A 26500-nucleotide genomic window follows, 5' to 3' on the forward strand; every position below is an offset into this window, starting at 1 on the left:
GGGCTTTTTACTTTAAATCCCCTGCTTCCTCCATCTCAATTTACATTCGTGAACTGTTATAATGGAAGAGTTAAGCTAAACTACCATCGAAACGACTATTTCTCTCTTAGGAGACTAATGCATATGAAACCAACCTATCTTATGGATGATATACAATGGCAACAGCTTATCCAAAACGTAGCTGACCATTTTAATGATGTAACGATCAAACGAGGCTTTCAATATTTTAAGCAAGGAAGGGTAAAAGAATTCGTGATGCCTGATGCTGATCATATCGCAGCTGTCGTGGATGGAAGCGAGCTCTACGAAGTGGATCTCCACTTGAGCGCTTTTGCTGCCAGCGGATGCACGTGCCCAGTTCACACCAACTGCAAGCATATGATCGCCGCACTGCTGAATTACGCGAATGAACAGGAACGTTCCGTACATGCGTTGGTGAACGCCCGTTCAGCGGGCTTTACCCGGTTGGCTGCAAAAGCTGACACACGCACCACAGCTCCTTCCCGGTCAAGCCTGTCACCCGATCGCAAGGAAGCAACCAGGAACGTACTCAGTAAAACAGCCAGCCGGATACCGGATATGCCCATTTCAGAGTGGCATGATCTGTTCGATCAGTGCATCGCACTCAATCCTGTGAATACACAGAATTCTCAATATGTCCAAAGCGCCCTAGCCTCAATCTATGCCGTGAAGCCACCGCTTTCACCCGACATGCAGCAGTTATATGGACTGCACGCTCATCTGCGTGTGCTGGAAAAGCTGGTGCCTCAATCCCCGATGGCGGGCTACCCCACCCATTCCTATATGGGGTATTACACGCAAATCGCCGCAGATGAGCTAAAAGAAGCGATCGAGCGTGATTTTGAGAGCCCGCTTGCACTAACCGGCGAACCGAAGCAAGAAGCCCGTATGTCAGAGACCTTGGCCTATTTGCGTCAAAAAATGCTGACAGAATCGCGTAACGGTACTTACTTTTCTGACGCGTATTATTGGTTTTGGCTACGCTGGATGCGCCCCGAACGGCCAAACTCCAGCATATATGCAGAGGAATTACAGCATTTACAGGCGGCTGAAGAGGAACTAGGTACAACTTTGGCACGGCTTCCCTGGATGCTGGCCCAAAGCTGGATGCACGTGTACCAGTCACAGGATACTGCGGCTTGGACGATGCTCCAAGCGGCTGAACAGGCTTTTCCATTGAAAATCGCTTCGAACCAGCTGCTTTTATTCTTACACGCGCTCCGTGAAGCTGAAGATTGGTCTCGGCTCAAGGATGGACTGCGGCATATCGGTCCCTTGCTTCATAGTCATCGGGACGATCATTTGCAAGATTATATGCATGATTGGAATCAGGTATTGCAGCACCTTCCAGAAGCCGAACCGGAAATGTGGGACACGCTAGTCGGCATGCTTCCTTTTGCCGGTGGGATATATGAGGAAACCCTGCTTGCCCATGAAAAATGGCGGCAATGGATCGATTATCAGCTGAGCATACGCAGCGAGCCGTTGAGTTTTCGCGTCAGCGTTTTGCAGCCCATTGAAAAGAACGCGCCGGAGCTGCTGCTCCCCTTCTACCATCAAGCGGTAGAGCGATATGTACTGGAAAAAAACAGAGCCAGCTATAAAGCGGCGGTCAAGCTATTGAAGCGGCTGTCCAAGCTATACAAGAAAATAAAGCAAGAGCCACGCTGGGAGCTATTTTTCACCAACTTCACCGGCCGCCATAGCCGCCTTCGGGCGCTGCAGGAGGAATTGCGGAAAGGGAAATTGTTATCATGAGCCAATATACCGAAACGATCACGATACACATCCGATTAACTACTTATGGAGACGCCCTGATCTATGGCGATTCTTCCATGAACTATAGCATTTCCGGCCAAATCCTAAAGCAGCGTTTGTTCGCTTGGCATGAGGCTTCCTTTTATGGTACCGAGTTGGAGGTTCAACACGTTCAGGACACCGATATTATCCTCCTCCCCTCGGAGCAAGTGATTCCCTTTTTGGCGGAGCGCGAGCTGCTGGAGCATATCGAATGGATCTGGGATGAGGTCCATGCCCCTTGGCTTCGGTCCATCCCTCTGCTTGCCCATTGCATTGAGGCGAAAGCCTACGTGCCCAGCTTCACGGCATTTCAGGCAGGGAAGCTGCAATGGATTTGGGATGCGGAATCGCTGGAATCGGTGGGAGCATTGGGCGTACCAGAGGCTTCGGCAGTCGAATTAACGCCGGAGAGCGCCCAACTAGCAGAGCTTGCCCAGCTTCTCAGCAGCTTGGAAATAGACGAGCGCGAAGGAGTGGCAGCGGCGTTCTCAGCCGCCGTGTTCCAGCGCTGGTACGGCACCGAAGCGGAAGCCGCCGACTTGCGAAGAGAGTATCCAATCCTCTTCGCTCCCAGCCGCTCGGTGGCTGCGGGTCTGGATGCACGGGCATGGCTGATTGCCATCGGCTGGAAAGCCGATAGCGCGCCATTTCGGCCGCTTCTGCAACTGCTGGAGCCGGCACCCGAGAACGACGAATCGTCCTGGCAGCTCAAGCTTGTGTTGCAGGACAAGCAGGACACGACGCTGCTGGTGCCTGTACAGCTTGCCCACGATGGGTACGCATCCGGCTCATGGCCCGATGCGTGGACGCCGCATGTGCGTGAGCGCTCAGCCGGATGGCTGGAACGCCTAACCGCCATTTTGCCTGCCGGGCAACGTGCCGGCAGCCGCCATGATGTGCTGGATCACCCGCTCACCGATGAAGCGGCGTGGCAATTCCTGACGACCGACAGCCAGCGTCTGCTGGAGGGCGGCTGGCAGGTGCTGTTGCCGGCTTGGTGGGAGGCAGCCACCCGCAAGAAGCCGAAGCTGCGGGCCAAGGTTCGCCCAGGCGAAGGCGCGGGACCGGGCGCCAAGGGTAGTTCGCTGTTCGGACTGGACTCGATTGTCCAGTTCGACTGGCGTGTTGCCATTGGCGATGCCGATCTAAGCGAGTCCGAGTTCGCCGAGCTCGTGGCCCGCAACGAGCGCTTGGTGCGCTTCCGGGGGCAGTGGATCGCGCTCGACCCCGCGCTGCTTGCGCAGATTCGCCGGGCGATGGCCGGGATCGACAGCACTCAGGGATTGTCCTTTCAGGACATCCTGCAGCTGCACCTGCTCGGCAATGCCGAAGAGCCTGAAGGCGACGCCTCAGGCGAGCAGCCAGAAGACGCAGCACGCTTCCGGCTGGAGGTCGAGCTGAACGCGCATCTGCTGAAGCTGATCAGCCAGCTTGGACGGCAGTCGGAGTGGCCTGCACTCGACGCGCCGGACGGGCTGCAAGCCGAGCTGCGAACCTATCAGCGGGACGGCTACGCGTGGCTTGCCTTTTTGCGGCGCTTTGGACTGGGCGCCTGCTTGGCGGATGACATGGGACTAGGCAAAACAGTGCAGTTTATCGCCTATTTGCTGCATTTGCAGGAGATTGCCATAGAGACGGGCGTCCGCTCTAGTTCCCTTCTGATTTGCCCGACTTCGGTACTAGGCAACTGGCAGAAGGAGCTCAGCCGATTCGCCCCTTCCTTGAAGGTCCTGCTGCACTATGGAAGCAAGCGGGATCAGGGAGAGTTGTTCCGCGAAGAAGCCCGGCAAGCCGATGTTGTCTTGACTTCCTTTGCGACCGCAACCCTCGATCAGGAGCTGCTCCAAGGCATGACCTGGGATTCGATTTGCCTGGATGAAGCGCAAAACATTAAAAATGCACAAACCAAGCAATCCACAGCCGTTCGCAGCTTCCCTGCACGTCATCGTATAGCACTGACCGGGACACCTATTGAGAATCGGCTGTCTGAGCTGTGGTCCATTTATGATTTTATCAATCCCGGCTATCTGGGTAGCTCACGCGCCTTTAGCAATCGGTTCATGAATGCTATTGAGAAAGAACATAACGAGCAGCGAACGATGGATTTGCAAAAGCTGGTTCAGCCTTTCATGCTGCGGCGCAAGAAAAAGGACCCGGCTATACAGCTTGATTTGCCTGACAAAAATGAGATGAAAACCTACATTCACCTCACCTCCGAGCAGGGAGCGCTCTATGACCAGATTGTCAAAGAGCTGATGGAACGGATGCAGAAGCTGGAGGGCATTGAGCGAAAAGGAGCCATTTTATCCGCTCTTACCCAGCTAAAGCAGCTTTGTGATCACCCTGTCCTTTTGACCAAGGAAGCGGCTCTGAATGTCGCTACCTCCGGGTATAGCCCGTCCGAGCTTGAAGTGCTTATCAGTCGTTCATCCAAGCTTGAGCGTATTCTGTCCATGGTTAAAGAGCTGCGGGCAGAAGGGGAGCGCTGCCTGATTTTCACGCAATATATTGGCATGGGACGGATGCTCCAGCAGGTACTCGCTCAAGAATTGCAAGAGCCGGTGCTCTACCTGAACGGCAGCACGTCCAAAACCGCGCGCGACCGGATGATTGAGCAATTCCAATCTCATACGCTGCCGCCTGAAGAGCAGCCATCTGTATTTATTTTGTCACTCAAGGCTGGCGGTGTGGGGCTGAATCTGACAGCGGCCAACCACGTCTTTCACTTCGACCGCTGGTGGAATCCGGCAGTCGAAAATCAGGCCACAGACCGCGCCTACCGGATGGGACAAACGAAGGACGTACAGGTGCACAAATTCATCTCGCTGGGTACGCTGGAGGAACGTATTGACGAAATGCTGGAGAGCAAGCAGCAGCTTAGCGACCAGATCATTTCCAGCACCGAGGGCTGGATTACCGAGCTGTCGACAGACGCATTAAAAGAACTCTTCACGCTGCGGCGCGATTGGGCATGATGAGGTCCCCAGTCGAACTATAATCTACATGGAGTGCCACTGCGCAGGCGTATGGTGCTTCCCATCGCTTGTCCAGCACCATTCCACCTGCTCCGTTTTCATGCATTTTGAGTTCGATATACACCTATTTTTTAATAAGTAGTTTATAGCACATTCCAAAACTCCTTTGTATGCATCTACTATCTCATCACAACAAAGGAGTTGATTTGAAGTGGCCATTCGTCCTCCACAAACGCTGAAATCTACGGGCAGAAAGGTTCCTGCTTCGAGATATCGCAATGTGAGTCCTACGCAAACCTTCCGTCGATTTACGGTTATCTGGGCTAACAATAATGGTGTCCCTTTTAACACGAGCGGATTTTTTGCTACACTCCGGCGTCTAGATGGAAGCTTTGTGCAAGCTGCAGGTTTCGACAGTTTTGGTACTGCCCGATTCAGCAGAGTCCGCACACCTACGAACCAGCCTTATATTCTGCGCACCTTTAGAGACGATGGAACGTTATTCCGGGTTAGATCGGTACCTGCTGGCGTATCCTCGTTTGTTGTTATCGGTTAAGAATGTACCGAACGCAGCCTAAATGGAGCTAACCCAAAAACAGCCAGGAACAGAGTATATCTGTCCTGGCTGCTTCTTCGTGAATCAGGATTTTGCAAAATCCTCAAATACTTATTCGGAATCATCTACCACTTGGGCATCTTTCGAAACGGCTGTTTTGTAAACTGTTTTGAGCCAATTATCATTCGACCAGTTCAGCTTGCCTGCACCCGCTCCATCCTTGGCCTGCAATTGGGCAACCAGGTTTTCAGGATCATCGGCTGTGTAGCTGTATGGCAATGTTGTGAATCCATTCCAAGAGAAGGCCTTGGCCTTCGCAGGATACGGAGCTAACGGGCTATTCGCATCGTCACTGCCTCCTCTGAACACGGTGCCGTTATCCGAGAGGATGACGTCCTCTGCTTTAATTTTGCCTGTGTAATCGGCTTTGTCTGCATCCTTTTGGTTATTACGAACAGGAGAAAATACATCAATTAAATACGATTTTTCAAGCAGTACCGCGCCATTTTCCGTTGAAATTGCACCGTTACCTACTACGTCAAAATGGTATCCTTTTGCAGCAATTGCTTTGGCCATGTCAGGTGTAATTCTTTTTTTGGCTCTGGCCAATCCGGCATCATCCATAACGATGTTATATACATGAGCATTACCACCACGCAGACGAGGCATACGATCCTGAATATCCAGGTAGTAATTATGATGCAGCGTTACTTCCAAATCTGCATTGTCGCCAGCCATTTCCGTAGCACCAATCAAATGCGCTTTCTTTTGTCCTGCTGCAATATCAATGATATCTTCTTTACTCATGCCTACTGCACTGCTTCTCAGATAAGCGTACATAGGATAGGAAGATTTGTCTGCTTCCATGGCGTTGACCTGTTGGGTCACCCAGCTGTTGGAGCTGCGGTCGTCTCCTTTGAACAAAGACCAGGAAATCGTAACTCCGTTACTGCCTTTTTTCACATCTACCAAACCATCATAGGCTTTGTTAAATGTACAATGGTCGATCCACACCTTGGAGCTTGCACCTTCGACGGTAATATAATCCCAGTCGTTCTTGTCATAGTTGCCTTTGGTTGCTTCATCCCACTCCCAAAGCTCGTCAAATTCGAGGTTGCGGAAAATCAAATTGGAGCTTCTTTTGATAACAAAGCCAGCATGTTTGATTTTAGCGCCGTTTGCCGAGAAAATCGTGATTCCATTCAAGTTTTCAAGATAGACTTTGCTCACACCTGTCTTCTTTAGGACAGGGTGTGTCTGTACAGGGTTGTTGGCACTAAAAGGCATTACCTTGGCAGCACTAGGAATTTCATTCCAGCCGAGGTCGAGATCGTTCATAATCTCAATAACCTTGACTTTGGTTCCTTTCTTCAGTGCTTCGTTGAGATCTACAGCGTTGTAGACCTTTTTGTAATTAGCATCGGTTTCCGCAATGTTTCCACCGCCTGTATTACCATACGAGAAGCCGGCCAAATTATAGTTGTTTTTGGAGGTTGCGTTGTTATCCACACCAGGAGTTGGCTGATCTTTGCCTGGTACCGGGTTCACAGGTGATGTACCTGTATCCCCTTCCGAGGAGGCACCGGAAACGATCACATTATCGAATTGAGCAGTTGTCTTGGAGGTTACCAAACCAATAGCTCCCGCAGTAAGGCTGGAATCTGTTGCGGACAACTCCGGTTTATCATTGACGTACATCTTTATTTCCGAACCGGACAGTTCCAGCTTTACTCTGTACCAGGTATGGGTGTCCAGTTTGTAATTCTTGTTAGTAGCCAGTGTCTTCATGGAACCGTTTACCTTTTTACGAATTTCGAGAGCTCCGCCCTTCTTGTTGTACAACGAAGCCGCATAGAAGTTATCGGCATCTGTGTATCTGCCTGCGATATATACCCGGTTGGAGCCATTAAAATCATCTACATACACATCTGCTTGCACACTATAATTCGTCCATGAGGCATTACCTTTAACGGAGTGGCTTTCACTTCGACTAGATTGTTGGTATGTAAAGCCATTTCCATCCTTGACAACAGACCAATTCCCCGAGCCTACTGTCCAGCCTTGAGCCTCACCTTGTTCAAAATTATCACTCACCTGTAAATTACCATCTGCATACGCATGACCTAGTAACGGCAACGATAAAGACAGCGCCAACGAACCGCTCAACATTACACTTGCACATTTTTTCAACAAACCTGGCTTCATGTAACAGCCTCCTTTTTTAAATAAATTAATGAATACCTAAACAACTGTAGCACCATCCATGCCACATCATGACATGTCCAAGCACTACCTCCAATAATTATAGACATATAATAAAATATTAAAATATGCCTAATTAATTATCTTTTGTCTTAAATTCTCTATTAATTTTCGTTCTTTTTCGCGAACACACCAAATGCTCTTTCATAAAATCACAAAAATCGCTATTTTTTTATTTTCGAATAAGACATAAGGTTGTCATATTGAGAGTGGTACATATAAAAAGGTGAGTATCATAAATACAATGTAAAGGAGCGATCAGATGTCCAGCTACCAGTACGTTTCCAAAACGGAGTTAAAAGAAGCCATCCATACCTCCTACTTGTTGTTAGACAGTGAATTCGAGGAGATAGACGAGGATCAAAAGGATATTCGGATTCCCGAGGTAGATAAAACCCCCGCAGAAATGATTGCCTACCAGCTCGGATGGCTTCAGCTTGTCATGTCATGGGACAGAGACGAAAAGGAAGGAAACACTGTCATCATGCCTGCACCAAATTATAAATGGAATAGACTAGGCGAGCTTTACCAATCCTTTTACAAAACCTACTCCCACCATTCTTTACGTGAATTGCGCCAGCTATTTAAGCTAACCGAACAAAGGTGGCTGGATTGGATTGACACACTCGGTCATGAAGAACTCTTCATACAGGGCGTTCACAAGTGGACTGGCAGTAATCCGAACTGGCCCGTGGCCAGATGGATTCATATCAACTCTGTGGCACCTTTTAAAACATTCAGGGCCAAGATACGAAAATGGAAGAAATACAAAGCTCAACATTGATGAAAAAAAGTGTGCATTGTGCTACAATACTTGAGTTGTATCGGGATACATTTAGGGAAGGGTAAGTGAAACGCCATGCTTATTATTGGTATTGCCGGCGGTACAGGTTCCGGTAAATCGACGGTAGCACGCGCTGTCGTTGAACGTCTGGGATCTAATAAAGTGACTTTTATATCTCAGGATAACTACTATAAAGACCATTCACATCTGAGCTATGACGAACGTGCTTTGGTCAATTATGATCATCCGTTTGCCTTTGACAACGACTTGCTTATCGAGCATCTGCAATGTCTAAAAAAAGGACAAGCGACGCAAGCGCCAGTGTATGACTTTTCGGTTCATGCCCGTTCCACTAACGAAACAGTAGAGCTTCTGCCGAATCATATCGTTATGCTGGAGGGTCTGCACGTGCTGTCTGACGAAAAGCTCCGTAGCCTGCTCGACATTAAGGTATTTGTGGATACTGACCCTGATGTGCGTATTCTTCGTCGGGTTCTTCGAGATATTGAGGAGCGCGGCCGCACCATCCATTCGATCCACGATCACTATTTGACTACGGTTAAGCCTATGCACGAGGCATTTATTGAGCCTTCCAAGAAATACGCGGACCTGATCCTTCCTGAGGGAGGACATAATGAGGTTGGTATTCAACTGCTATCTATTTTGACGGAAAAATATTTGGCAGGGGATCGGACATGGGGTACGGTTTAGGGTAATCCCGGTTTGTTCAGGCTGTCGAGATCTTCTCGATGGCCTTTTTGTCGTTTTATATGCCATTGGAACTAATTTTTTTTGGATTCCCGTGTGGTTTATGTTAGCATGTAAAGATTAAATGCTTTATATTTGAATTAAGTTGGAAGCGTTGCCAATCGTATGCCTCAAATGATATAACATCCGCGTTAATGCGGTCTTTTTTGAATAGGTATAATTACGGAGAGTGCTGCCATGAATGAGCTATGCAACATTTTGATTGTAGATGATGAGATTTTGGTCCGGCAAGGAATCAAGCACCATTTATCGTGGGAAAAATACGGATTTCGGATTGTAGGCGAAGCCTCCAACGGGAAAGAAGCGCTGGAGCTGATTGAATCCTTGCGTCCTCATATTGTCGTCACGGATATCGTGATGCCGATCATGGACGGTGAGGAGCTGACCCGAATAGTCAAACAGAACTATCCGGATATCGAGGTTATTGTGCTCAGCAGCTACGGCGAGTTTAATTACGTACGATCCACCTTTCAGCAAGGGGTTGCTGATTATATTTTAAAGCCCAAGCTGGACACGGATGAGCTGCTGCAAGTGCTCCAGCGGACAGCTCACAAAATCCCAACCATTCAATATCAGGCAGATGCTGGAGATAATCAAATTACGATGGATCATGTGATCGAAAAGCTCATTTCCGGCTATAGCATAGAATATGACGCTGAATTGCTAAAGCAGGCATTTCCATATGCCCGTTTTGCGCTTATAGGTATAGAGCAACCAGCTCAACAGGGTACAGGCCGCTCCTACTCTGCCTCAGACCTATTTTCCAGGCTTACGGATCGAGTGACATCTGCCTGTGAACAAATTGTACTCCGACCCTTACCGTCTGATGCTCATACGGCCGTTTTTTTAGCCAATCTTGATCCGCGGGAGGCAGACTCCTGGATGACTGCGGTCAGGGAAGTGGCCCAGGAGACGAAGCAAGTCGATCCACAGATAGGTTGGGCGGTCAGCCACCTGTTTGATGATTTTAATCGATTTAGCGAGGTTTATCAGGATGAGCTGCCGAAGCTGCTCAGCTGTCGCTTTTATTTCCCGGAAACAGCGCTGCTGATGGAAGACGAGCTCCCCCAGCCTGTACAAGTGGACAGCACATTTAACTTGAAGCAATTCACGGAGGAGATGAAGCGCGAGCATTTTGATACGGCTTTTCGGGATTTGAGATCCTATGTAGCAGCCATGTCCCGCAACTATAACTCTACCGCTTTTGAGTTTAAATCGCTGCTCGGGAACATCGTATTCAACATTACGATTTTACTTGGGAATCAGGGGTATGATATGAAAGAGCTAGATGCAGCAAAATATTCCTACTTCAAAATGATTAACGACGCGTCTCACGTACATGAAGCAGTACGATTGCTGGAGACCTTTTTAGAGGAAGCGAACAGGCAGATCATGGCCAAAACGCAGCAAGGCAGCAGCGCAAGCATGAAAAAACTGCTGGCATATATTGAGGAACACCATGCTGAAACGCTCAATTTGACGACACTTGGACAATATTTTCATTTTAATCCGTCCTATTTGTCCAGTTATTTTACAACCCATCATACAGAGGGTTTCAGTGAGTATCTGAACAAGATTCGAGTGGAGAAAGCCGCTGAGCTGCTGCGGTCGGGTACCATGCCCATTTCCGATATTAGCAGCACTGTCGGCTATTCGGACCCTAGCTATTTTACCAAAGTGTTCAAAAAAGTGACGGGGTACTCACCCAGTCAATACCGCCGGGAGTATCTCCATTAGAGAGCAAGCGCATATCTGCAGCAGAAAAGAGCTTAAATATGAAAAGGTATATTCATAAAATCAAATATCAGGGTCTGTTCTTCAAAATATTTGTCGTTATGGTGGTCAGCATCACTGCGGTGTCGTTGCTGACCTCTTTGGTGACGATACGAATGTCTGAACGACTCTTTGCCGAGACATTCAGTATTACGAATGCCAAGGTACTCAGTCAGATTCAGTCCAGCTTTGAGTCCTTCAATGACTCAATTGTGAATGCCGTAACCCATGCCTCGGAAAACGGAACGGTCAAAAGCTACCTGACTGGCGGCCAATCCGACTCCATTAACTCGGCACGCATCTACTTTGGTATGGCACAGCAGATGAAGCAGATTAAATCAAATGTCGACGCCTATGATGTCAGTGTAGCCGTAACCGGTATGAATGGCCGCAGCTTTTATTCTGACTCGTCCTACTGGCCGGTAACTGCGGAGGAGCTCAAAAACAGTTTCATTACAGCCCGAAGCGCGGCACAGCCGACACAGCTTATGTATCAATTGGATACGGATCTATTGCGTCAGCAAATGAATAATAATACCGGACAGAAACCGACACCTTATATTATCGCCTCGAAGGCATTTATGGAGCGAACCAGCGGCACTTTATATGGCATGATCTACATTGCCATTCGCGAGCCGGAATTTCGCCGCTTCTATAACAACTTCACAAGCAACGGCAATGATGTGCTTATTTTGGACAAGTCTGGGCTCATCGTGTCGAGCAACCGTCAGGACTTAATCGGACAACACTCCCGTGAGCTGCTGGGCTATGCGACAACAATCAATGAGCAAGGGCTAAATTACATGAATGCGAACGTGATGAACAAGGATAGTATCCTCCTTTCCAACTATATCCCTTCGTATGATTTTTATCTGGTTAACATGATCGACAGACAAACTGCGATTGGGCAGATTATTGACGTCAAATCCGTTGTATTCATCTGCATTGCTATCGTGTTGATCGCTTTGCTGATTGTTTTTCTGATTTCCCGTCGCCTGGTTCGTTCACTGACTCGGCTGGTCAAGCAAATGTCGACGGTCCGCGAGAAAAATTTTGATAACTATCTCCCGGTGACGGGCAGCTATGAGGTCAGACAGTTGAGTCATGCCTACAATTACATGCTGGATGAGCTGAATGACTATATTCGCAAGCTGCTGGAGACGCAAAAAGAACAACGAAACGCAGAGCTTGCTGCGCTACAACGGCAGATCAATCCGCATTTTCTGTACAACACACTGGCTTCGATCAAAATGCTGGTGCTCAAAGGAAACAAGGAAACCGCCGCCGAGACGATCAACGCACTCATTTCCCTACTGCAAAATACAATCAGTAACGTAAGCGAGACGATCACGATTGAGCAGGAAATGGCCAACATGCAAAACTATGTGTTCATTAATCATGTGCGATATGGGCAGCGGGTACAGGTGAATTATTTTGTATCACCGGATTGTCTGGAATACCATGTGCCCAAGCTGATTATTCAGCCTTTTATCGAAAATTCTTTTTTCCATGCGTTTAATGAGAAAAATGCAGGTCACATCTATATATTGGTGTCCAAAACAGAGGATACATTGATCTGCGAGGTGGTAGACGATGGAGACGGTATGGATTTGGACGGGCATACGGCAAAGGACGGACTGCCCAATCCTAAGAGCAAGCGCCAATTGTTCACTGGCATCGGCATCCAGAATGTACACAACCGCATTACCCTTCTGTATGGAGAAGAGTATGGCGTGACCATCTCCAGCAAAAAAGGCGAAGGCACCAAAGTGAAAATGACACTGCCATTGATCGTAAAACCCGCCCCTCCTATCTTATAAAAAATATAGGCTGAACTTAAGACAAAGAAGGTGGAACAAGAACGGAGTGGGCGGAATGGTGCTGTACAAGCGTAGCGGTCGCCTTTGTATCCAGATTTCAACCTTATATAATTTGAATAAAGAAATCTGGATACAACAGCGATGCGAAGCACCATCCGACCGCGTAGTGGCGCTTCGTGTATAACTTTAGTTCAACCTAAAAAAAGTACCTAAATCCAAGGAAAGTGCAAATGTAAGCGGTGCCTTTTTTGATAAATGATAATAATAAGACAAATCCGTATAAAGATATTCCTAACTGCGAGCAAAGCAAGGATGATACACTAGATTCACAAACAAGGTAACCGCTTTCAATAAGTTTTAAATGATTAGCACGTATAAAAAAAGAGTAGGGGTTGAACAAAATGAAAAAAGTGTCTTTCCTTTTGCTGATCGCAAGCTTGATCTTGCTGTCTGCGTGTTCCAGCAATTCTGAGAAAGCAGCTACGACCACAGATTCAGGCAAAAAAGAAATTACCGTCTGGGCTTGGGACCCGAACTTCAATATCGCGGCCCTGAAACTGGCAAAAGATCGCTATGTTGCCAAACATCCTGATGTAAACGTAAACATTGTTGAATATGCTCAAAATGATATCGTACAAAAAATGAATGCCGGTCTTAACTCCGGTTCTACCAAAGGATTGCCTAACGTGGTCCTGATCGAGGATTACCGGGCACAAAACTTCCTGCAAGCTTATCCGGATTCTTTCCATGATATGAGCAGCTCGATCAAGGCATCCGACTTTGCTGATTATAAAATCGGACCAACCAGCTACAATGGCAAGCAGTATGGTGTTCCATTCGACTCCGGTGTTATGGGTTTGTATGTAAGAACAGACTATCTGGAGCAAGCTGGCTACAAAGTAGCTGACCTGACCAATATTGATTGGGACAAATTCATTGAAATTGGTAAAGCCGTAAAACAAAAAACAGGTAAAGAAATGCTTACTCAAGATCCGAACGACCTCGGTCTAATCCGTGGTATGATCCAATCCGCAGGTTCATGGTACCTGAAAGAAGACGGTAAAACACCAAACCTGGCAGGTAATCCTGCTCTGAAAGAAGCGCTCTTGACGTACAAATCCTTGTTCGACGCAAATATTGTTAAAATGAATGCCGACTGGAGTCAATTCCTGGCAGCCTTCAATAGCGGTGCAGTTGCTTCCGTACCTACGGGTAACTGGATTACGCCTTCGATCAAAGCAGAAGCTTCACAATCAGGTAAATGGGCCGTTGTTCCTTTCCCTAAATTAAAAAATGTACCTGAATCCGTGAATGCTTCCAGCCTCGGCGGCAGCTCCTGGTATGTCCTCAACTCGGACGGTCAAGATACAGCTGCTGATTTCCTGAAAGAAACCTTCGGCTCAGACCAAGAGCTGTATCAAGATATGCTAAGCAAAATCGGAATTGTCGGTTCATTAAATGCAGCTTCCAGCGGTAAAGCTTATGACGTGGCAGATCCATACTTCGGTGGCGACAAAGTCTTCAAGAAATTCGCAGACTGGACCAAACAAGTTCCAAAAGTCAATTATGGCCTGCACACTTATGCCATTGAGGATATCATGACCGTTGAAATTCAAAACTATCTGAACGGCAAAGATGTAGACGCAGTTCTGAAAGATGCTCAAGGACAAGCAGAAGCACAGCTTAAATAAGACAGTCCATCTAGCCAAGGCTAAACAATAAAACGATAAGCACTTAAAACCTTGGGCTTGCGAGTTCAAGGTTTTAATGCTGCATAGGGAGTTGATATGGTTATGAAGACAGCCGCACCTAAAATGACTACAACACGTCTCAAAGCAGGTATGACAGGATGGTTGTTCATATCCATCGCAGTGATCATGATTGCAGCCTTTTATTTCTACCCGATGATTCAGGCACTTATCTTGTCCTTCAAGACAGGTACAGGTTCTAATCTCACCTTCAACGGCATTGATAACTACAAGCGTCTGTTCACCGATAAAATGTTTATAACTGCTGTGAAGAATACATTTATCTATTTAATTTTCCAGGTACCTTTGATGGTTATTCTGGCACTGTTCATTTCGGTATTGCTGAATGATAAAAATCTGAAATTCAAGGGCTTTTTCCGCACAGCCATCTTCTTGCCTTGTATTACATCACTGGTAGCCTATTCCGTTGTGTTCAAATATCTGTTCTCGGCTGACGGTCTGGTAAATTCCTTATTGCTGAATCTGCACGTGATTGGCACGCCGATCCAATGGATTACAGACCCCTTCTGGGCCAAAGTCACGATTATTATCGCGATCACATGGCGCTGGACTGGCTACAATATGATCTTTTACCTGTCCGGTCTCCAGAATATTGACAGCTCCATCTATGAAGCAGCCCGAATTGACGGTGCTTCTCCGATCCGGCAGTTTTTCAGCATTACCGTTCCACTGCTTAAACCGATTATCCTGTTCACCTCGATTACATCGACCATAGGCACACTCCAGCTCTTTGATGAAATTATGAATATTACCAAGGGTGGACCGGGTAACGCGACATCTTCTATTTCGCAATATATTTACAACCTGTCCTTCAAGTATTCATCCGACTTTGGTTATGCGGCGACCGTATCCTACTCCATCGTCATTATGATCATTACCTTGTCGATTATCCAGTTCAAAGTGGCAGGTGAGAAAAAATGATGAAAACGAAAAGATTGTTTACGTATGCGTTTCTGATCATTGTGTCATTCGTTTCCATTTTCCCGTTCCTGTGGATGCTATCCAGCTCCACCAACCTGTCGGTCGATGTGACGAAAGGCAAGCTTCTGCCCGGCTCTCATCTAATGGATAACATGCACAGCCTGCTAGAAAAGGTGGATATCGTGACGGCGCTAAGTAATTCGGCCAAAATCTCCATTTCTACTACACTGCTGGCTATGCTGATTGCATCCCTGGCCGGCTATGGTTTTGAAATTTACAGAAGTAAAGCGAAAGACGTTGTCTTCAATATCCTGCTGATGTCGATGATGATTCCGTTTGCGGCAATCATGATTCCGCTCTACCGGATGTTCGGCAGTGTTTCTAATGTCATTCCCTGGATCGGTATTGATACCCTTTCATCTGTCGTCATCCCAACCGTAACTACGGCGTTCCTGATCTTCTTTTTCCGTCAAAGCACCAAGATGTTTCCGAAGGATCTGCTGGAAGCAGGTCGTATGGATGGATTGTCCGAGCTGGGTCTGTTCTTCCGAGTATACATGCCTACGATGAAAACAACCTATGCCGCTGCCGCAATCATCACGTTCATGTCGAGCTGGAACAACTACCTTTGGCCTCTGATCGTGCTGCAAACGCCGGAGAACCAAACCATCCCGCTGTTGATCTCGAATCTGGGTTCCAGTTATTCACCTGATTACGGTGTAATCATGATCGCTATCGTCCTGTCCACATTGCCGACTGCACTGGTATTCTTCTTGATGCAGAAGCATTTTGTCGCAGGTATGGTGGGCTCGGTCAAATAACGGGTTGCTGGAAAATATCTTCATTTCATTTTAAAAATAAGGAGTGTTCGCCTTGACCATCCATACCCCTAGTCTGGACTGGCTCACCGATGTGACCAAGTTCGCGGTAAATCGGCTGCCAGCCTATTCCGATCATAAATATTACGCCACACTTCAGGAAGCGGAGCACCAGGCCGATATGGCCTGGCGCCATAGCCTGACTGGAAGCTGGAAGTTCAACTATGCAGCAAATCCAGCCAGTCGGCCGGTGGAATTCTATGCTCCCGAGTTTGAGTATGGCGGCTGGAGCGATATTCAGGTACCGGGTCACATTCAGACACAAGGCTTCGGCCAAATGCAGTACGTGAATACGATGTATCCGTGGGATGGACATTCGGACGTTCGCCCACCGCATATTCCTGAGGATCACAACCCGGTAGGGAGCTATATTAAAAGCTTTGTTTTGCCGGAAAATTTGGCTTTCGACGCGCAGCCTGTGTTTATTTCTTTTCAGGGTGTCGAGTCGGCTTTTTATGTATGGTTAAACGGTCATTTTGTCGGCTACAGCGAGGATAGCTTTACACCGTCTGATTTTGAACTGACCCCGTTCCTGCAAGCCGGCGAAAACAAGCTGGCGGTAGAGGTATATCAAAGAAGTACAGGAGCGTGGCTGGAGGATCAGGACTTCTGGCGTTTTTCTGGCATTTTCAGAGACGTATATCTGTACACGATCCCTCGTGTTCACGTACGTGACCTGCATGTGAAGGCCGATTTGGATGCCTCCTACACCCAGGGCCTGCTGGAGCTGGAGCTGACCTTGGAAAAAGCAGTAGCAGCCTATGCAGCCGTCGATGTCAAAGATGCTGCGGGCCAAATTGTAGCTTCTTTGAAGGCGGATTTTACAGATGGCAAGGCTTCTCTGTCGGCAACACTGGATCAAGTCCAGTGCTGGAGCGCGGAAAAACCTTATTTGTACACGGTGTTCATCCAAATTTATGAGGCTAATGGATCGCTCGTAGAGGTCATTCCGCAAAAGATCGGCTTCCGCAGATTCGAGATGATCAACAAGGTCATGCATCTGAACGGCAAACGGATCGTCTTCAAGGGTGTGAACCGACATGAATTTAACGCCCGCACCGGGCGTGCGATTTCTCGTGAAGATATGCTGTGGGATATCCGAACGCTCAAGCAGAACAATATGAACGCGGTCCGTACCTCTCATTATCCGAATCAGACCCTGTGGTATGAGCTGTGTGATGAGTACGGGGTATATGTGATTGACGAAATGAATCTGGAGACACATGGCTCCTGGCAGAAACTTGGCGCAGTTGAGCCTTCCTGGAATATCCCCGCCAATCTGCCCGAGTGGCAGGATATCGTCATGGATCGTGCCATTTCCATGCTGGAACGGGATAAAAACCATCCGTCCATTCTGATCTGGTCCTGCGGCAATGAATCGTATGCTGGTGAAGTGCTGCGCAATGTAGCCAACTATTTCCGAGCTGCCGACCCAAGCCGTCTGGTGCACTACGAAGGCGTGTTCCACAACCGCACGTACGATGATACCAGCGATATGGAGAGCCGAATGTACGCCAAGCCCGCAGATATCGAGCAGTATCTGAACAACAATCCGCAAAAGCCGTATATCAGCTGCGAGTATATGCACGCGATGGGTAATTCCGTAGGCGGTATGCACAAATATACCGAGCTGGAGCACAAATACGAGCTGTATCAGGGCGGTTTTATTTGGGATTACATTGATCAGGCGGTCATGAAAAAAGATCGCTACGGACGCGAGTACCTCGCGATCGGCGGCGACTTTGACGACCGGGCAACAGACTATGGCTTCTGTACGGACGGAATTGTCTATGCGGACCGGAAGGTTTCACCGAAGATGCAGGAGGTCAAATTCCTGTACCAGAATCTAAAGCTCACTCCTGATCGGGGCGGCGTGGCCATTCGCAACGAGAACCTGTTTGAGGGAACGAGCGACTACGAGCTTGTATACTGTCTGCTGCATGAAGGCCGGGAAATCGCACGAAATGCCATTCATGTGGATGTAGCGGCTCAGACAGAAGCCTATATTCCACTGACGTTCCCGAGTACGGACGGGAAGCCCGGGGAATATGTCATTCACACGGCGCTTGTTTTGAAGGAAGCTACGCTTTGGGCTGAGGCCGGGCATGAAGTAGCCTTCGGACAGCATATTTTCATCGTGGAAGATCCAAATCCACTGAAAGCCCCTATAGGCGGAACCCTGCGATTGGTGCATGGCGATGTGAACATCGGCGTTCACGGCACAGATTTCAGTATCATGTTCTCCAAAGGAGCAGGCAGCCTGACCTCGCTGCGTTACGCCGGGCGTGAGATGATCGCTATGCCTCCGGCTCCATTGTTCTGGCGTGCAACTACAGACAATGATCGGGGAACCGCACTGGGCTTTGAAGCTGGTGGCTGGTTTGCTGCCAGCCTGACGCGTAGATGTGTAGGCATCGAAGTCACGGAAGAACAAACAGACCGTGTGACCGTTACATTCCGCTACACGCTAAGCATTCATGCAGACGTACAGATAACGGTAGCCTATACCGTCTTTGGCGATGGCAGTCTGAACGTAAAATCCACCTATGAAGGCGTATCAGGACTACCTAATCTGCCGATCTTTGCCCTTTCGTTCAAGGTTCCGGCGGATTACCGCCATCTGGACTGGTACGCAATGGGACCGGATGAGAATTACATCGACCGTGCCTTCGGCGCAAGACTCGGCATATTCCGCAACGAAGCTGCGGATAACGTATCCGGGTATGTCGTGCCACAGGAATCCGGTAACCGTACAGGCGTACGCCGTGTCGATATTACCGACGATTCTCAGCGAGGCATTCGCATTACTGCACCGGCAACCGCGCCTGTGGAATGCAACATTTCACCGTATACGGCATTTGAACTGGAAAGTGCATACCATCAGTATGAGCTGCCAAACGTCTACTACACCGTCGTCACCGTAGCCGGCAAGCAAATGGGCGTAGGTGGCGACGACAGCTGGGGGGCCCCCGTACATGAGGAATACCAAATTTCAGCCGCTCAAAAGCTGGAGTTTGAATTTACTGTGCAACGGGTGTAAATAAGCTCACCGTATATATATTCAAGATAAGCCTGATGCAACAAGCTAAGCCCTCCCGATGCTTCTCATGAGAGAAGCATCGGGAGGGCTTTATACATTCGATTAGCTGGTAGCCAGATTGACATACGTTCGCGTGAAATCAAGGTTTTGCAAATCTTTTTTATCCATGAAAAATTCCAAATATCCTGCGTCCCACCAGCACATGCCGACCTCGTCCAAAGAAGAAACGGAGAGCAGAACGTGCCAATCTTCTGAAGCCTTGTCGTGCTTTTCCCGGTTCGTCTGGTATTCTTGCAGCTGAGGCAGCACTTCAGATCGTAAATGCTCCGCGTACTCTGTACTTCCCCTGTGCATGGCCTGCTCGACTTCCTTATGGATCTGGCTCTCACTCTTATGCCAGTTAAACAGAAGACCCTCCAGCCCGTTTCGGCACAGATAGGCATCCCGCCGGGTGTTCCCGGCAAAAGACTGATGCTGCCCCCACACCGTATCACTATGCTCGCATAAAAGCTCATAAAGCTCCTCATGCTCATCTAATAGAATATCTGCCGTCTCACTCTCCGACGGCACCGTCAAGATCGGCTGAAAAGAAATTGCACAAGATGTGAAATCCCTGTCCTCGGCACATACTTCAACCTTCCCAGTCGGTGGCAAGGTTTTCTTCAAAGCGCTGCTGTCACCGTTATAGTAAAAGATTTTATGGTCAATATCATAGGCGGGCTCATCCACTCCAAGGAAAAAATAAAGGATTCCCTGCTCGGGCAACCCCTTGAATGGAGAAAAAGGCATTTCGCCCAAATTGATTTGAGCAATAAACGTATAATATTCCCCGTCTGAATCACACGGCCACTCGATCGAGGGTGGCAAATCCGGGTAGCCAGCGATTCGGCTATTGCCAATACGCTCATAGTTCTCTTCATGTTCGATATGAAATTGTATTGCAGCCCCAGCCTCTCGATAGATCACTTCTTTTAATTGCTCATCCAGTGCATGGTCTTCCAATATTCGAGTCAGTTCATTCTTTAGTGGTGGTTGTAGCATCTCGCTTGCCCCTTTTTATCAGTGTATTATGTATTGATTGCTCTCATTTAATCTCTTAAATCAGATTATCAAATTACAGTCTGATAAGCCATGCCTCCCGTGAAGCGGAATAGACTAAACATTGTTCATAAATGTTTGATGATAGGCATTCCGGTACTGCGAAGGAGTCATATGGACTCTCTTTTTGAACAAGCGCATAAAATACTTCTCATCCGTGTATCCCGCTTCTTCCGCAACCTGCTTAATGCTCATATCTGTACGGGAAATCAACTCCTTGGCTTTGTTAATCCGAATACTGTGAATGAACTCCAAGGGACGCATGCCTGTGTTTTGCTTGAACAAACGAGATATATAATCCTTGTTGTAATTGAATTTCCTGGCTAAATCCGTCACTGTCAGCGGTTCTTCGGCATGAATCCGGGTCCACTCGATAATCTTGTTAAAACTCACATTCCCCCTGTGGGCTGACAGGACTATTGATCAGACGACCAAGAGCCAGCTCAGATATTTCAATCAACAACAAGGTCAACAAATAATTCGCACTGTGATACGTGAGATAATGTGAGTTGGCTACATGCAAAATTTGATTGACGATAATCTGAATCCGATCCCCGTTGTCTACCTGTACACATTGTGGTAAATAGATATCCCGCACCATGCCATGACGCTGCAAAAGCCCCTCCATAGCCTGGATTTCCTGCTTCATTTCCTCGTTAGATAATACATTCGAGGTTGCAGGAACGTCGAAATGAAACCAATAAAATTTAACCCCCGGCAACGATTCCCGGTATCCTCCATGGGTACGTCCAGGATAAAGCAGTACAATATCGCCTTCCCCGATCTCAAAATGCTCCTGATCCTCTCGTATATATACTTTCTCATGGACACCAAGGATCAGCTCAAAGTTCTCGATAGAACGGTTCATATGCTTCCAGGGCACCTCGGAAATAAACTCGCCTGCTGAGATAAACTGAAGGGGGGCGTCCACATTTACTTTCAGATAAGTCATGTTATCGCCTCTTTAGGTTCATGTTCGGATTTGTCCACCTATTGTATGGTTAAGCTACTGACATACCGCGATTGCAATGCTAATGTAGTGGAGAAATATACACCTTTATCTTAGCTAAGGAGCGATGACTTTGAAAGCAAAAGCTTTTGACTTGCATAAAGTAAGCATTGATTCCGGTCCACCTTACCATGCGATGGAACTGAATGCGGCCTATCTGCTCAGTTTGGAACCTGACCGCCTATTATCGCGGTTTCGTGAATATGCGGGACTAGAGCCCAAAGCGCCTCATTATGAGGGCTGGGAAGCACGCGGTATCAGCGGACATACGCTCGGTCACTACCTGTCCGGCTGCTCGCTGATGTTTGCCTCCACAGGCGACGAAAGACTGCTTGAACGAGTAAACTATGTCATCGACGAGTTGGAAATATGCCAAAATAGTCATGGAAACGGATACATTTCCGGTATTCCACGCGGGAAAGAGCTGTTCGAGGAAGTAAAGGCTGGAGATATACGCTCTCAAGGCTTTGATCTGAACGGAGGTTGGGTGCCGCTATATACCATGCATAAACTGTTTGCGGGCTTGCGCGATGCCCATCTGCTGGCGCATCACCCCAAGGCTCTACCCATGGAAATCAAACTCGGCGACTGGCTGGAGGACATATTCCGAGGGCTGGATGATGAGCAGATGCAGCGGGTTCTGCATTGCGAATTTGGCGGCATGAACGAGGTGCTGACCGACCTAGCGGAGCATTCCGGGGAAGAGCGCTTCTTGAAGCTGGCGGAACGCTTTTATCATGGAGAGGTGCTGAATGACCTCGCAGACAGCCGGGATACGCTGGCAGGACGGCATGCCAATACACAGATTCCCAAAATTATTGGCGCTGCACGGCAATATGAAATGACAGGCAAACCGCACTATGCAGACCTTTCCCGCTTTTTCTGGAATCGGGTTGTTCACAAGCATTCCTACGTGATCGGCGGCAACAGCTATAATGAGCATTTTGGTGAACCGGGTAAGCTGAATGACCGTTTGGGTGAAGGCACCTGCGAGACCTGCAACACCTACAACATGCTGAAATTAACGAGACATATGTTCGAATGGGACGCATACGCAGCCTATGCCGACTACTATGAACGAGCGATGTTCAATCATATTTTGGCTTCACAGCAGCCTGTCGATGGCCGTGTGTGCTATTTTGTATCACTGGAAATGGGTGGACACAAGTCCTTCAATTCTCAATATGAGGATTTCACATGCTGTGTCGGGTCCGGGATGGAAAGCCACTCCATGTACGGCACTGCCATCTATTTTCACACGCCACAAACAATCTATGTCAACCAGTATGTTGCTTCTACCGTAACGTGGGACGACATGGATGTACAGCTCAAGCAAGAAACTCTCTTTCCGCAAACTGGACGGGGAACGCTGCGCGTCATCAGCAAGCAGCCCAAGTCCTTCACATTGAAGCTGAGATGCCCGTATTGGGCGGAACAAGGCATGATGATTAAAATCAACGGGGAAGCGTTCACCGCCGAGGCTTGTCCCACCAGCTACGTGGTGATCGAACGGGAATGGAAGGACGGAGATACGATCGAGTATGACATCCCTATGACCGTGAGAGTCGAGGAAATGCCGGATAATCCGCGCCGGGTTGCTTTTATGTACGGCCCACTTGTGCTGGCTGGAGACCTTGGCCCTGTCGCGCAGGAGTCCAACGCGGAGCGCCTGCTGGCGTCTGTTCTGATCGGATCGGCAGGTTCGTTGACCTCGAAGCTGGTTCCTGACGAGAATGAACCTAATGTATTCCGTATGGACGACTTAGGCTACGTCGGTGACCTACAGCTTCGTCCGTTTTATCAAATATATGATCGTTCCTACACCGTCTATTGGGATCTCTTTTCCAAGGAAGAATGGGCGTCAACAGAAGCGGAATACCGTACCGCATTGGCGTACCAGCTGGAGCTGGAACGACGTACTGTGGATGCTGTGCAGCCTGCAGAAATGCAGCCTGAACGGGATCATTCCTTTACGGGGGAACATGTAAGTCTGGGGTCCATCTATAACCGCAAATATCGCGATACATGGCCTGGGGGCTGGTTCTCTTTTGTGTTGAAGGTCCTCCCGGATGAGACAGTCCAATTAGCGGTGACTTATCTGAAGGACTCGAGCCGCTCCAACAGCTCTCATCACGACTTTGACATCACCGCAGATGGTCAGATGTTAGGAGAAGGCAAGCTGGAGTCGGAGGAAATGAATAAATTTGAAACGTTCGTCTATGAGCTTCCTCAGTCCGTGACGAGCCAAAAGAATGAAGCTACGATTCGATTTACAGCTCACCCGCAAGGCAAGGTGGCGAAAGTCGCCGGATTGCGAGTGATCAGACGTTGAAATAAACGCTGAGATTATCGTTGCTGGACCTGACGCTTAAAACATTGAGGCTGCCAGCCAATCCAGGCAGCCTCCTAATCGTTCAGTAAATGGATCATTTTCTGCACCGTATCATTCTCTTCCAGAGGGCGATAAACGGTTAGCCTCAGTTCGGGGGCATCGTAAACTCGGAAAGTGATATGTTCCATAACCAAGGTTCCAACGCGCGGATGATTGATCTTTTTCTTGCCGGTTGGCGTACCCAAAATATCATAGCGCGGCCACCATTGTCTGAAATCAAGACTGATCTCCATTAACTCAGCGACCAGATCCTTAAACCAGCCTTCCCCTACAAAAGGAGTGCTGGTTAACCGGAATTGCGCCAAAAGCCGTTTTGCATGGCTTTCCCAATCCCCGATTAGGTTCCGGTAAGCGGGCGAAGCAAAACATCGCCAAATCGCGTTTCGCTCTTTTTTATCCATCTTTTCAAAATCCCCAAATACTCGCTCACCCGCTTTATTCCAAAGCAATATATCCCACCGCTGATCCGTCACATAAGCCGGACATCTCTCATATTCATTTATGAAGTTTTGCACGATCGGAATAAGGCTTGCCTCGATTGAAGCCGTTTGTTCTACCGGCAGCTGCCCGAGAGCCAGCTTGTACAAATGGTTCCTTTCTTCGGCATTAAGCTGCATGACCGTTACGAGACGTTCAAGCACCTGGGTAGAAGCTTGTATATTTTTCCCTTGCTCCAGCCATGTATACCAGGTAAGACCGATGCCTGCAATCTGCGCCAACTCTTCTCTGCGCAGGCCTTTGACTTTCCGTCTAGCCCCTATGGGCAATCCGAATAGTTCGGGAGTAAGTTTGGAACGCCTCGATTTTAAAAACTTCCCTAACTCCTTGCGTTTCTCTTCCTGATCGCTCATGTCAACTTCCTTTCGTTAAAACCATTACTTTTAATACTATGATAAGCACGATTCTATTCATAGTATGGTATCTGTATTAATCTTACAACTGTAGCCGATTTGAAGTAAAGGAGTGATTGTTTTGAAAAGTAACGTCAGACCCGGGCTTACCAGAGGTCTAATTGCGCTCATGGCGGCAGCCTGCGGATTTGCCGTAGCGAACGTCTATTTGAACCAGACGCTTCTGGTCGATATAACCGAAACATTCGGGGCGACTGAAGCCGCGGTGGCGATCGTGACGACACTCACCCAGGTTGGTTATGCCCTAGGGAACCTTATACTCGTGCCGCTGGGAGACATTTTTGAAAGACGTCGATTGATTCTTGCCTTGTTAGGTGTGACAAGCCTGTCACTGGTGTCAGCGGCTCTCTCCGGCTCAATTACATGGTTGATTGTCAGTAATTTCTGTCTTGGCTTTACCACGGTGATTCCACAAATTATCGTTCCTTTGGCCGCAGAAATGGCGGATGAACGTAATCGCGGAAAAGTGCTAGGGACGGTAGCCATCGGATTGGTCTGCGGCATACTAGGAGCCAGATTTGTCAGTGGCCTGGTAGATAGCTTCTGGGGATGGAGAAGCATGTACTGGATTTCGTTCGGATGCACTCTTCTGCTCGCCTTACTGATTCGACTTCGCTTTCCAGTAAGCAAAGGAACGACCTCGTTGCCTTATCGCGGACTTCTTCTTTCCCTGGGACCTCTATTTATTAAAGAAGGTGTGCTTCGGCGTGCTTGTTTAAGTCAGGGAATGATTTTTGGATCCTTTAGCGTTTTTTTTACGACAATAGGATTTATGCTGCAAGCGCCCCCTCACTCTTATAGCAGCGCTGTCGTCGGTCTGGTCGGTCTGGTAGGAGTCGGCGGTGCGATCGCTACACCCTTAATCGGAAGGGTCATCGATAAGAAGGGGGCCTCTTTCGCCAACAAAATGTGTATGCTTGTAGTTCTGATCTCCTTCCTGATCGCTGTGCCAGCGGGACACTGGCTACCAGCTTTGATCTTGGCCGCATTTTTGTTGACAGTCGGTACACAGGCAAACCAGGTGGCCTGTCAGGCCAACATCTTCAACCTCTCCGCTTCCGCGCGAAGCCGATTGAACGGGCTTTATATGGTTTGCACCTTCCTGGGGGGAGCATTAGGATCCTATTTGGGGGTATGGGCTTGGAGCCGTTGGCACTGGATGGGTGTGTGCATTTGCGGCATGGTTATGATTTCGGTCGGATTGAGCACTGCTCTGGGAAACAAAAAATGGCGGGAACAACCGCAAACGATAAGTTCATAAAGAAGGGGATGGAACTATCATGACATTTGTTGATGAAAACTACAAAAAAGGAATGGAGGTTTTGTCCAAAATCGATGGCGAAAATTACAAGGCCATCGTGGACAGCTTCCAGGATTCCGTAGCGCCGGATCTGGGGAGATTGGCCGTAGAATTTAACTATGGGCAAATTTTTTCCCGCCCTGGCCTGGATTTGAAATCACGCCTTCTTGCCACCGTGGCTGGCCTTACAGCCATGGGAAATACGCAGCAGCTGAAATTTTACATCAACGGCGCGTTAAATGTAGGGTGGAGCGAGGATGAGATCATCGAATGCATGATGCAAATGATCATCTACGCGGGTTTTCCAGCAGGTTTAAACACGATACTTACCGTCGCAGCAGAAGTATTTGAAGAAAGAAAACTCAAGTCGGAATAACCCGTTAAGCAGACGCTCCTTTTGAGCTGTCTGCTTTTTCCGCTTAC

At 48.3% G+C, this 26500-nt stretch carries 20 protein-coding genes; 14 read left to right on the forward strand and 6 right to left on the reverse strand.

Annotated elements, in window-relative coordinates:
* Nucleotides 1-123: 123 nt before the first annotated feature.
* Both LCF57_RS08945 and LCF57_RS08950 read left to right on the forward strand, forming a co-directional pair.
* On the forward strand, nucleotides 124-1779 hold the full coding sequence (locus tag LCF57_RS08945; RefSeq protein WP_226000376.1) for an SWIM zinc finger family protein: 1656 nt from the start codon (nucleotides 124-126) through the stop codon (nucleotides 1777-1779).
* The gene (locus tag LCF57_RS08950; RefSeq protein WP_226000377.1) at nucleotides 1776-4796 is read left to right on the forward strand and encodes a DEAD/DEAH box helicase; all 3021 of its coding nucleotides are present in this window, start codon (nucleotides 1776-1778) and stop codon (nucleotides 4794-4796) included. Before LCF57_RS08945 ends, LCF57_RS08950 begins: the two co-directional genes overlap by 4 nt.
* Here the strand turns inward: LCF57_RS08950 and LCF57_RS27540 are convergent.
* Nucleotides 4771-4902, reverse strand: a complete 132-nt coding sequence (locus LCF57_RS27540; RefSeq protein WP_264083552.1) for a hypothetical protein — start codon at nucleotides 4900-4902, stop codon at nucleotides 4771-4773. The genes LCF57_RS08950 and LCF57_RS27540 overlap by 26 nt on opposite strands.
* Nucleotides 4903-5007: 105 nt before the next feature.
* Between LCF57_RS27540 and LCF57_RS08955 the strand changes: the two genes are divergently transcribed.
* The gene (locus LCF57_RS08955; RefSeq protein WP_226000378.1) at nucleotides 5008-5352 is read left to right on the forward strand and encodes a hypothetical protein; all 345 of its coding nucleotides are present in this window, start codon (nucleotides 5008-5010) and stop codon (nucleotides 5350-5352) included.
* A 111-nt stretch (nucleotides 5353-5463) separates the two neighbouring features.
* On the opposite strand, the gene LCF57_RS08960 is transcribed toward LCF57_RS08955, so the two are convergent.
* Nucleotides 5464-7557, reverse strand: a complete 2094-nt coding sequence (locus tag LCF57_RS08960) for a family 16 glycoside hydrolase (RefSeq protein WP_226000379.1) — start codon at nucleotides 7555-7557, stop codon at nucleotides 5464-5466.
* A 319-nt stretch (nucleotides 7558-7876) separates the two neighbouring features.
* Between LCF57_RS08960 and LCF57_RS08965 the strand changes: the two genes are divergently transcribed.
* The 8 genes from LCF57_RS08965 (at nucleotide 7877) to LCF57_RS09000 (ending at nucleotide 19367) form a co-directional block, all read left to right on the forward strand.
* Nucleotides 7877-8398, forward strand: coding sequence for a ClbS/DfsB family four-helix bundle protein (locus LCF57_RS08965; protein ID WP_226000380.1), 522 nt, complete (start codon nucleotides 7877-7879; stop codon nucleotides 8396-8398).
* 75 nt (nucleotides 8399-8473) lie between these two features.
* A complete protein-coding gene (udk, locus tag LCF57_RS08970) occupies nucleotides 8474-9109 on the forward strand; it encodes a uridine kinase (RefSeq protein ID WP_226000381.1) in 636 nt (211 codons plus the stop codon).
* 234 nt (nucleotides 9110-9343) lie between these two features.
* Nucleotides 9344-10903 carry a response regulator transcription factor gene (locus tag LCF57_RS08975; protein ID WP_226000382.1) on the forward strand — a complete coding sequence of 520 codons (1560 nt, stop codon included), beginning with the start codon at nucleotides 9344-9346 and terminating at the stop codon, nucleotides 10901-10903.
* 38 nt (nucleotides 10904-10941) lie between these two features.
* Nucleotides 10942-12759 carry a sensor histidine kinase gene (locus LCF57_RS08980; RefSeq protein ID WP_226000383.1) on the forward strand — a complete coding sequence of 606 codons (1818 nt, stop codon included), beginning with the start codon at nucleotides 10942-10944 and terminating at the stop codon, nucleotides 12757-12759.
* Between the two features lie 401 nt (nucleotides 12760-13160).
* Nucleotides 13161-14450: an ABC transporter substrate-binding protein gene (locus tag LCF57_RS08985; protein WP_226000384.1), complete on the forward strand. Its 1290-nt coding sequence runs from the start codon at nucleotides 13161-13163 to the stop codon at nucleotides 14448-14450.
* A 102-nt stretch (nucleotides 14451-14552) separates the two neighbouring features.
* Nucleotides 14553-15449, forward strand: coding sequence for a carbohydrate ABC transporter permease (locus tag LCF57_RS08990; protein WP_226000385.1), 897 nt, complete (start codon nucleotides 14553-14555; stop codon nucleotides 15447-15449).
* Nucleotides 15446-16270, forward strand: a complete 825-nt coding sequence (locus tag LCF57_RS08995) for a carbohydrate ABC transporter permease (protein ID WP_226000386.1) — start codon at nucleotides 15446-15448, stop codon at nucleotides 16268-16270. Before LCF57_RS08990 ends, LCF57_RS08995 begins: the two co-directional genes overlap by 4 nt.
* 52 nt (nucleotides 16271-16322) lie before the next feature.
* Nucleotides 16323-19367: a glycoside hydrolase family 2 TIM barrel-domain containing protein gene (locus LCF57_RS09000; protein WP_226000387.1), complete on the forward strand. Its 3045-nt coding sequence runs from the start codon at nucleotides 16323-16325 to the stop codon at nucleotides 19365-19367.
* 102 nt (nucleotides 19368-19469) lie between these two features.
* Here LCF57_RS09000 and LCF57_RS09005 read toward each other — a convergent pair whose 3' ends face one another.
* The 3 genes from LCF57_RS09005 to LCF57_RS09015 form a co-directional block, all read right to left on the reverse strand.
* On the reverse strand, nucleotides 19470-20408 hold the full coding sequence (locus LCF57_RS09005) for a YwqG family protein (protein WP_226000388.1): 939 nt from the start codon (nucleotides 20406-20408) through the stop codon (nucleotides 19470-19472).
* Nucleotides 20409-20522: 114 nt separating this feature from the next.
* Complete coding sequence (locus LCF57_RS09010) at nucleotides 20523-20858, reverse strand: helix-turn-helix domain-containing protein (protein ID WP_226000389.1); 336 nt, start codon at nucleotides 20856-20858, stop codon at nucleotides 20523-20525.
* A complete protein-coding gene (locus tag LCF57_RS09015) occupies nucleotides 20848-21417 on the reverse strand; it encodes an AraC family ligand binding domain-containing protein (RefSeq protein ID WP_226000390.1) in 570 nt (189 codons plus the stop codon). Before LCF57_RS09015 ends, LCF57_RS09010 begins: the two co-directional genes overlap by 11 nt.
* A gap of 130 nt (nucleotides 21418-21547) precedes the next feature.
* Between LCF57_RS09015 and LCF57_RS09020 the strand changes: the two genes are divergently transcribed.
* The gene (locus LCF57_RS09020) at nucleotides 21548-23806 is read left to right on the forward strand and encodes a glycoside hydrolase family 127 protein (protein ID WP_226000391.1); all 2259 of its coding nucleotides are present in this window, start codon (nucleotides 21548-21550) and stop codon (nucleotides 23804-23806) included.
* 74 nt (nucleotides 23807-23880) lie between these two features.
* Here the strand turns inward: LCF57_RS09020 and LCF57_RS09025 are convergent, their stop codons facing one another.
* Nucleotides 23881-24717, reverse strand: coding sequence for a helix-turn-helix transcriptional regulator (locus tag LCF57_RS09025; RefSeq protein WP_226000392.1), 837 nt, complete (start codon nucleotides 24715-24717; stop codon nucleotides 23881-23883).
* A gap of 115 nt (nucleotides 24718-24832) precedes the next feature.
* Here LCF57_RS09025 and LCF57_RS09030 point away from each other — a divergent pair, with 115 nt between their 5' ends.
* Complete coding sequence (locus LCF57_RS09030) at nucleotides 24833-26038, forward strand: MFS transporter (protein ID WP_413232190.1); 1206 nt, start codon at nucleotides 24833-24835, stop codon at nucleotides 26036-26038.
* A gap of 19 nt (nucleotides 26039-26057) precedes the next feature.
* A complete protein-coding gene (locus LCF57_RS09035; protein ID WP_226000393.1) occupies nucleotides 26058-26453 on the forward strand; it encodes a carboxymuconolactone decarboxylase family protein in 396 nt (131 codons plus the stop codon).
* The last annotated feature ends 47 nt before the right edge of the window (nucleotides 26454-26500 follow it).

Origin of the sequence: Paenibacillus sp. BJ-4 (assembly GCF_020404765.1) — a bacterium.
In the GTDB taxonomy this organism is placed as follows: Bacteria; Bacillota; Bacilli; order Paenibacillales; family Paenibacillaceae; genus Paenibacillus.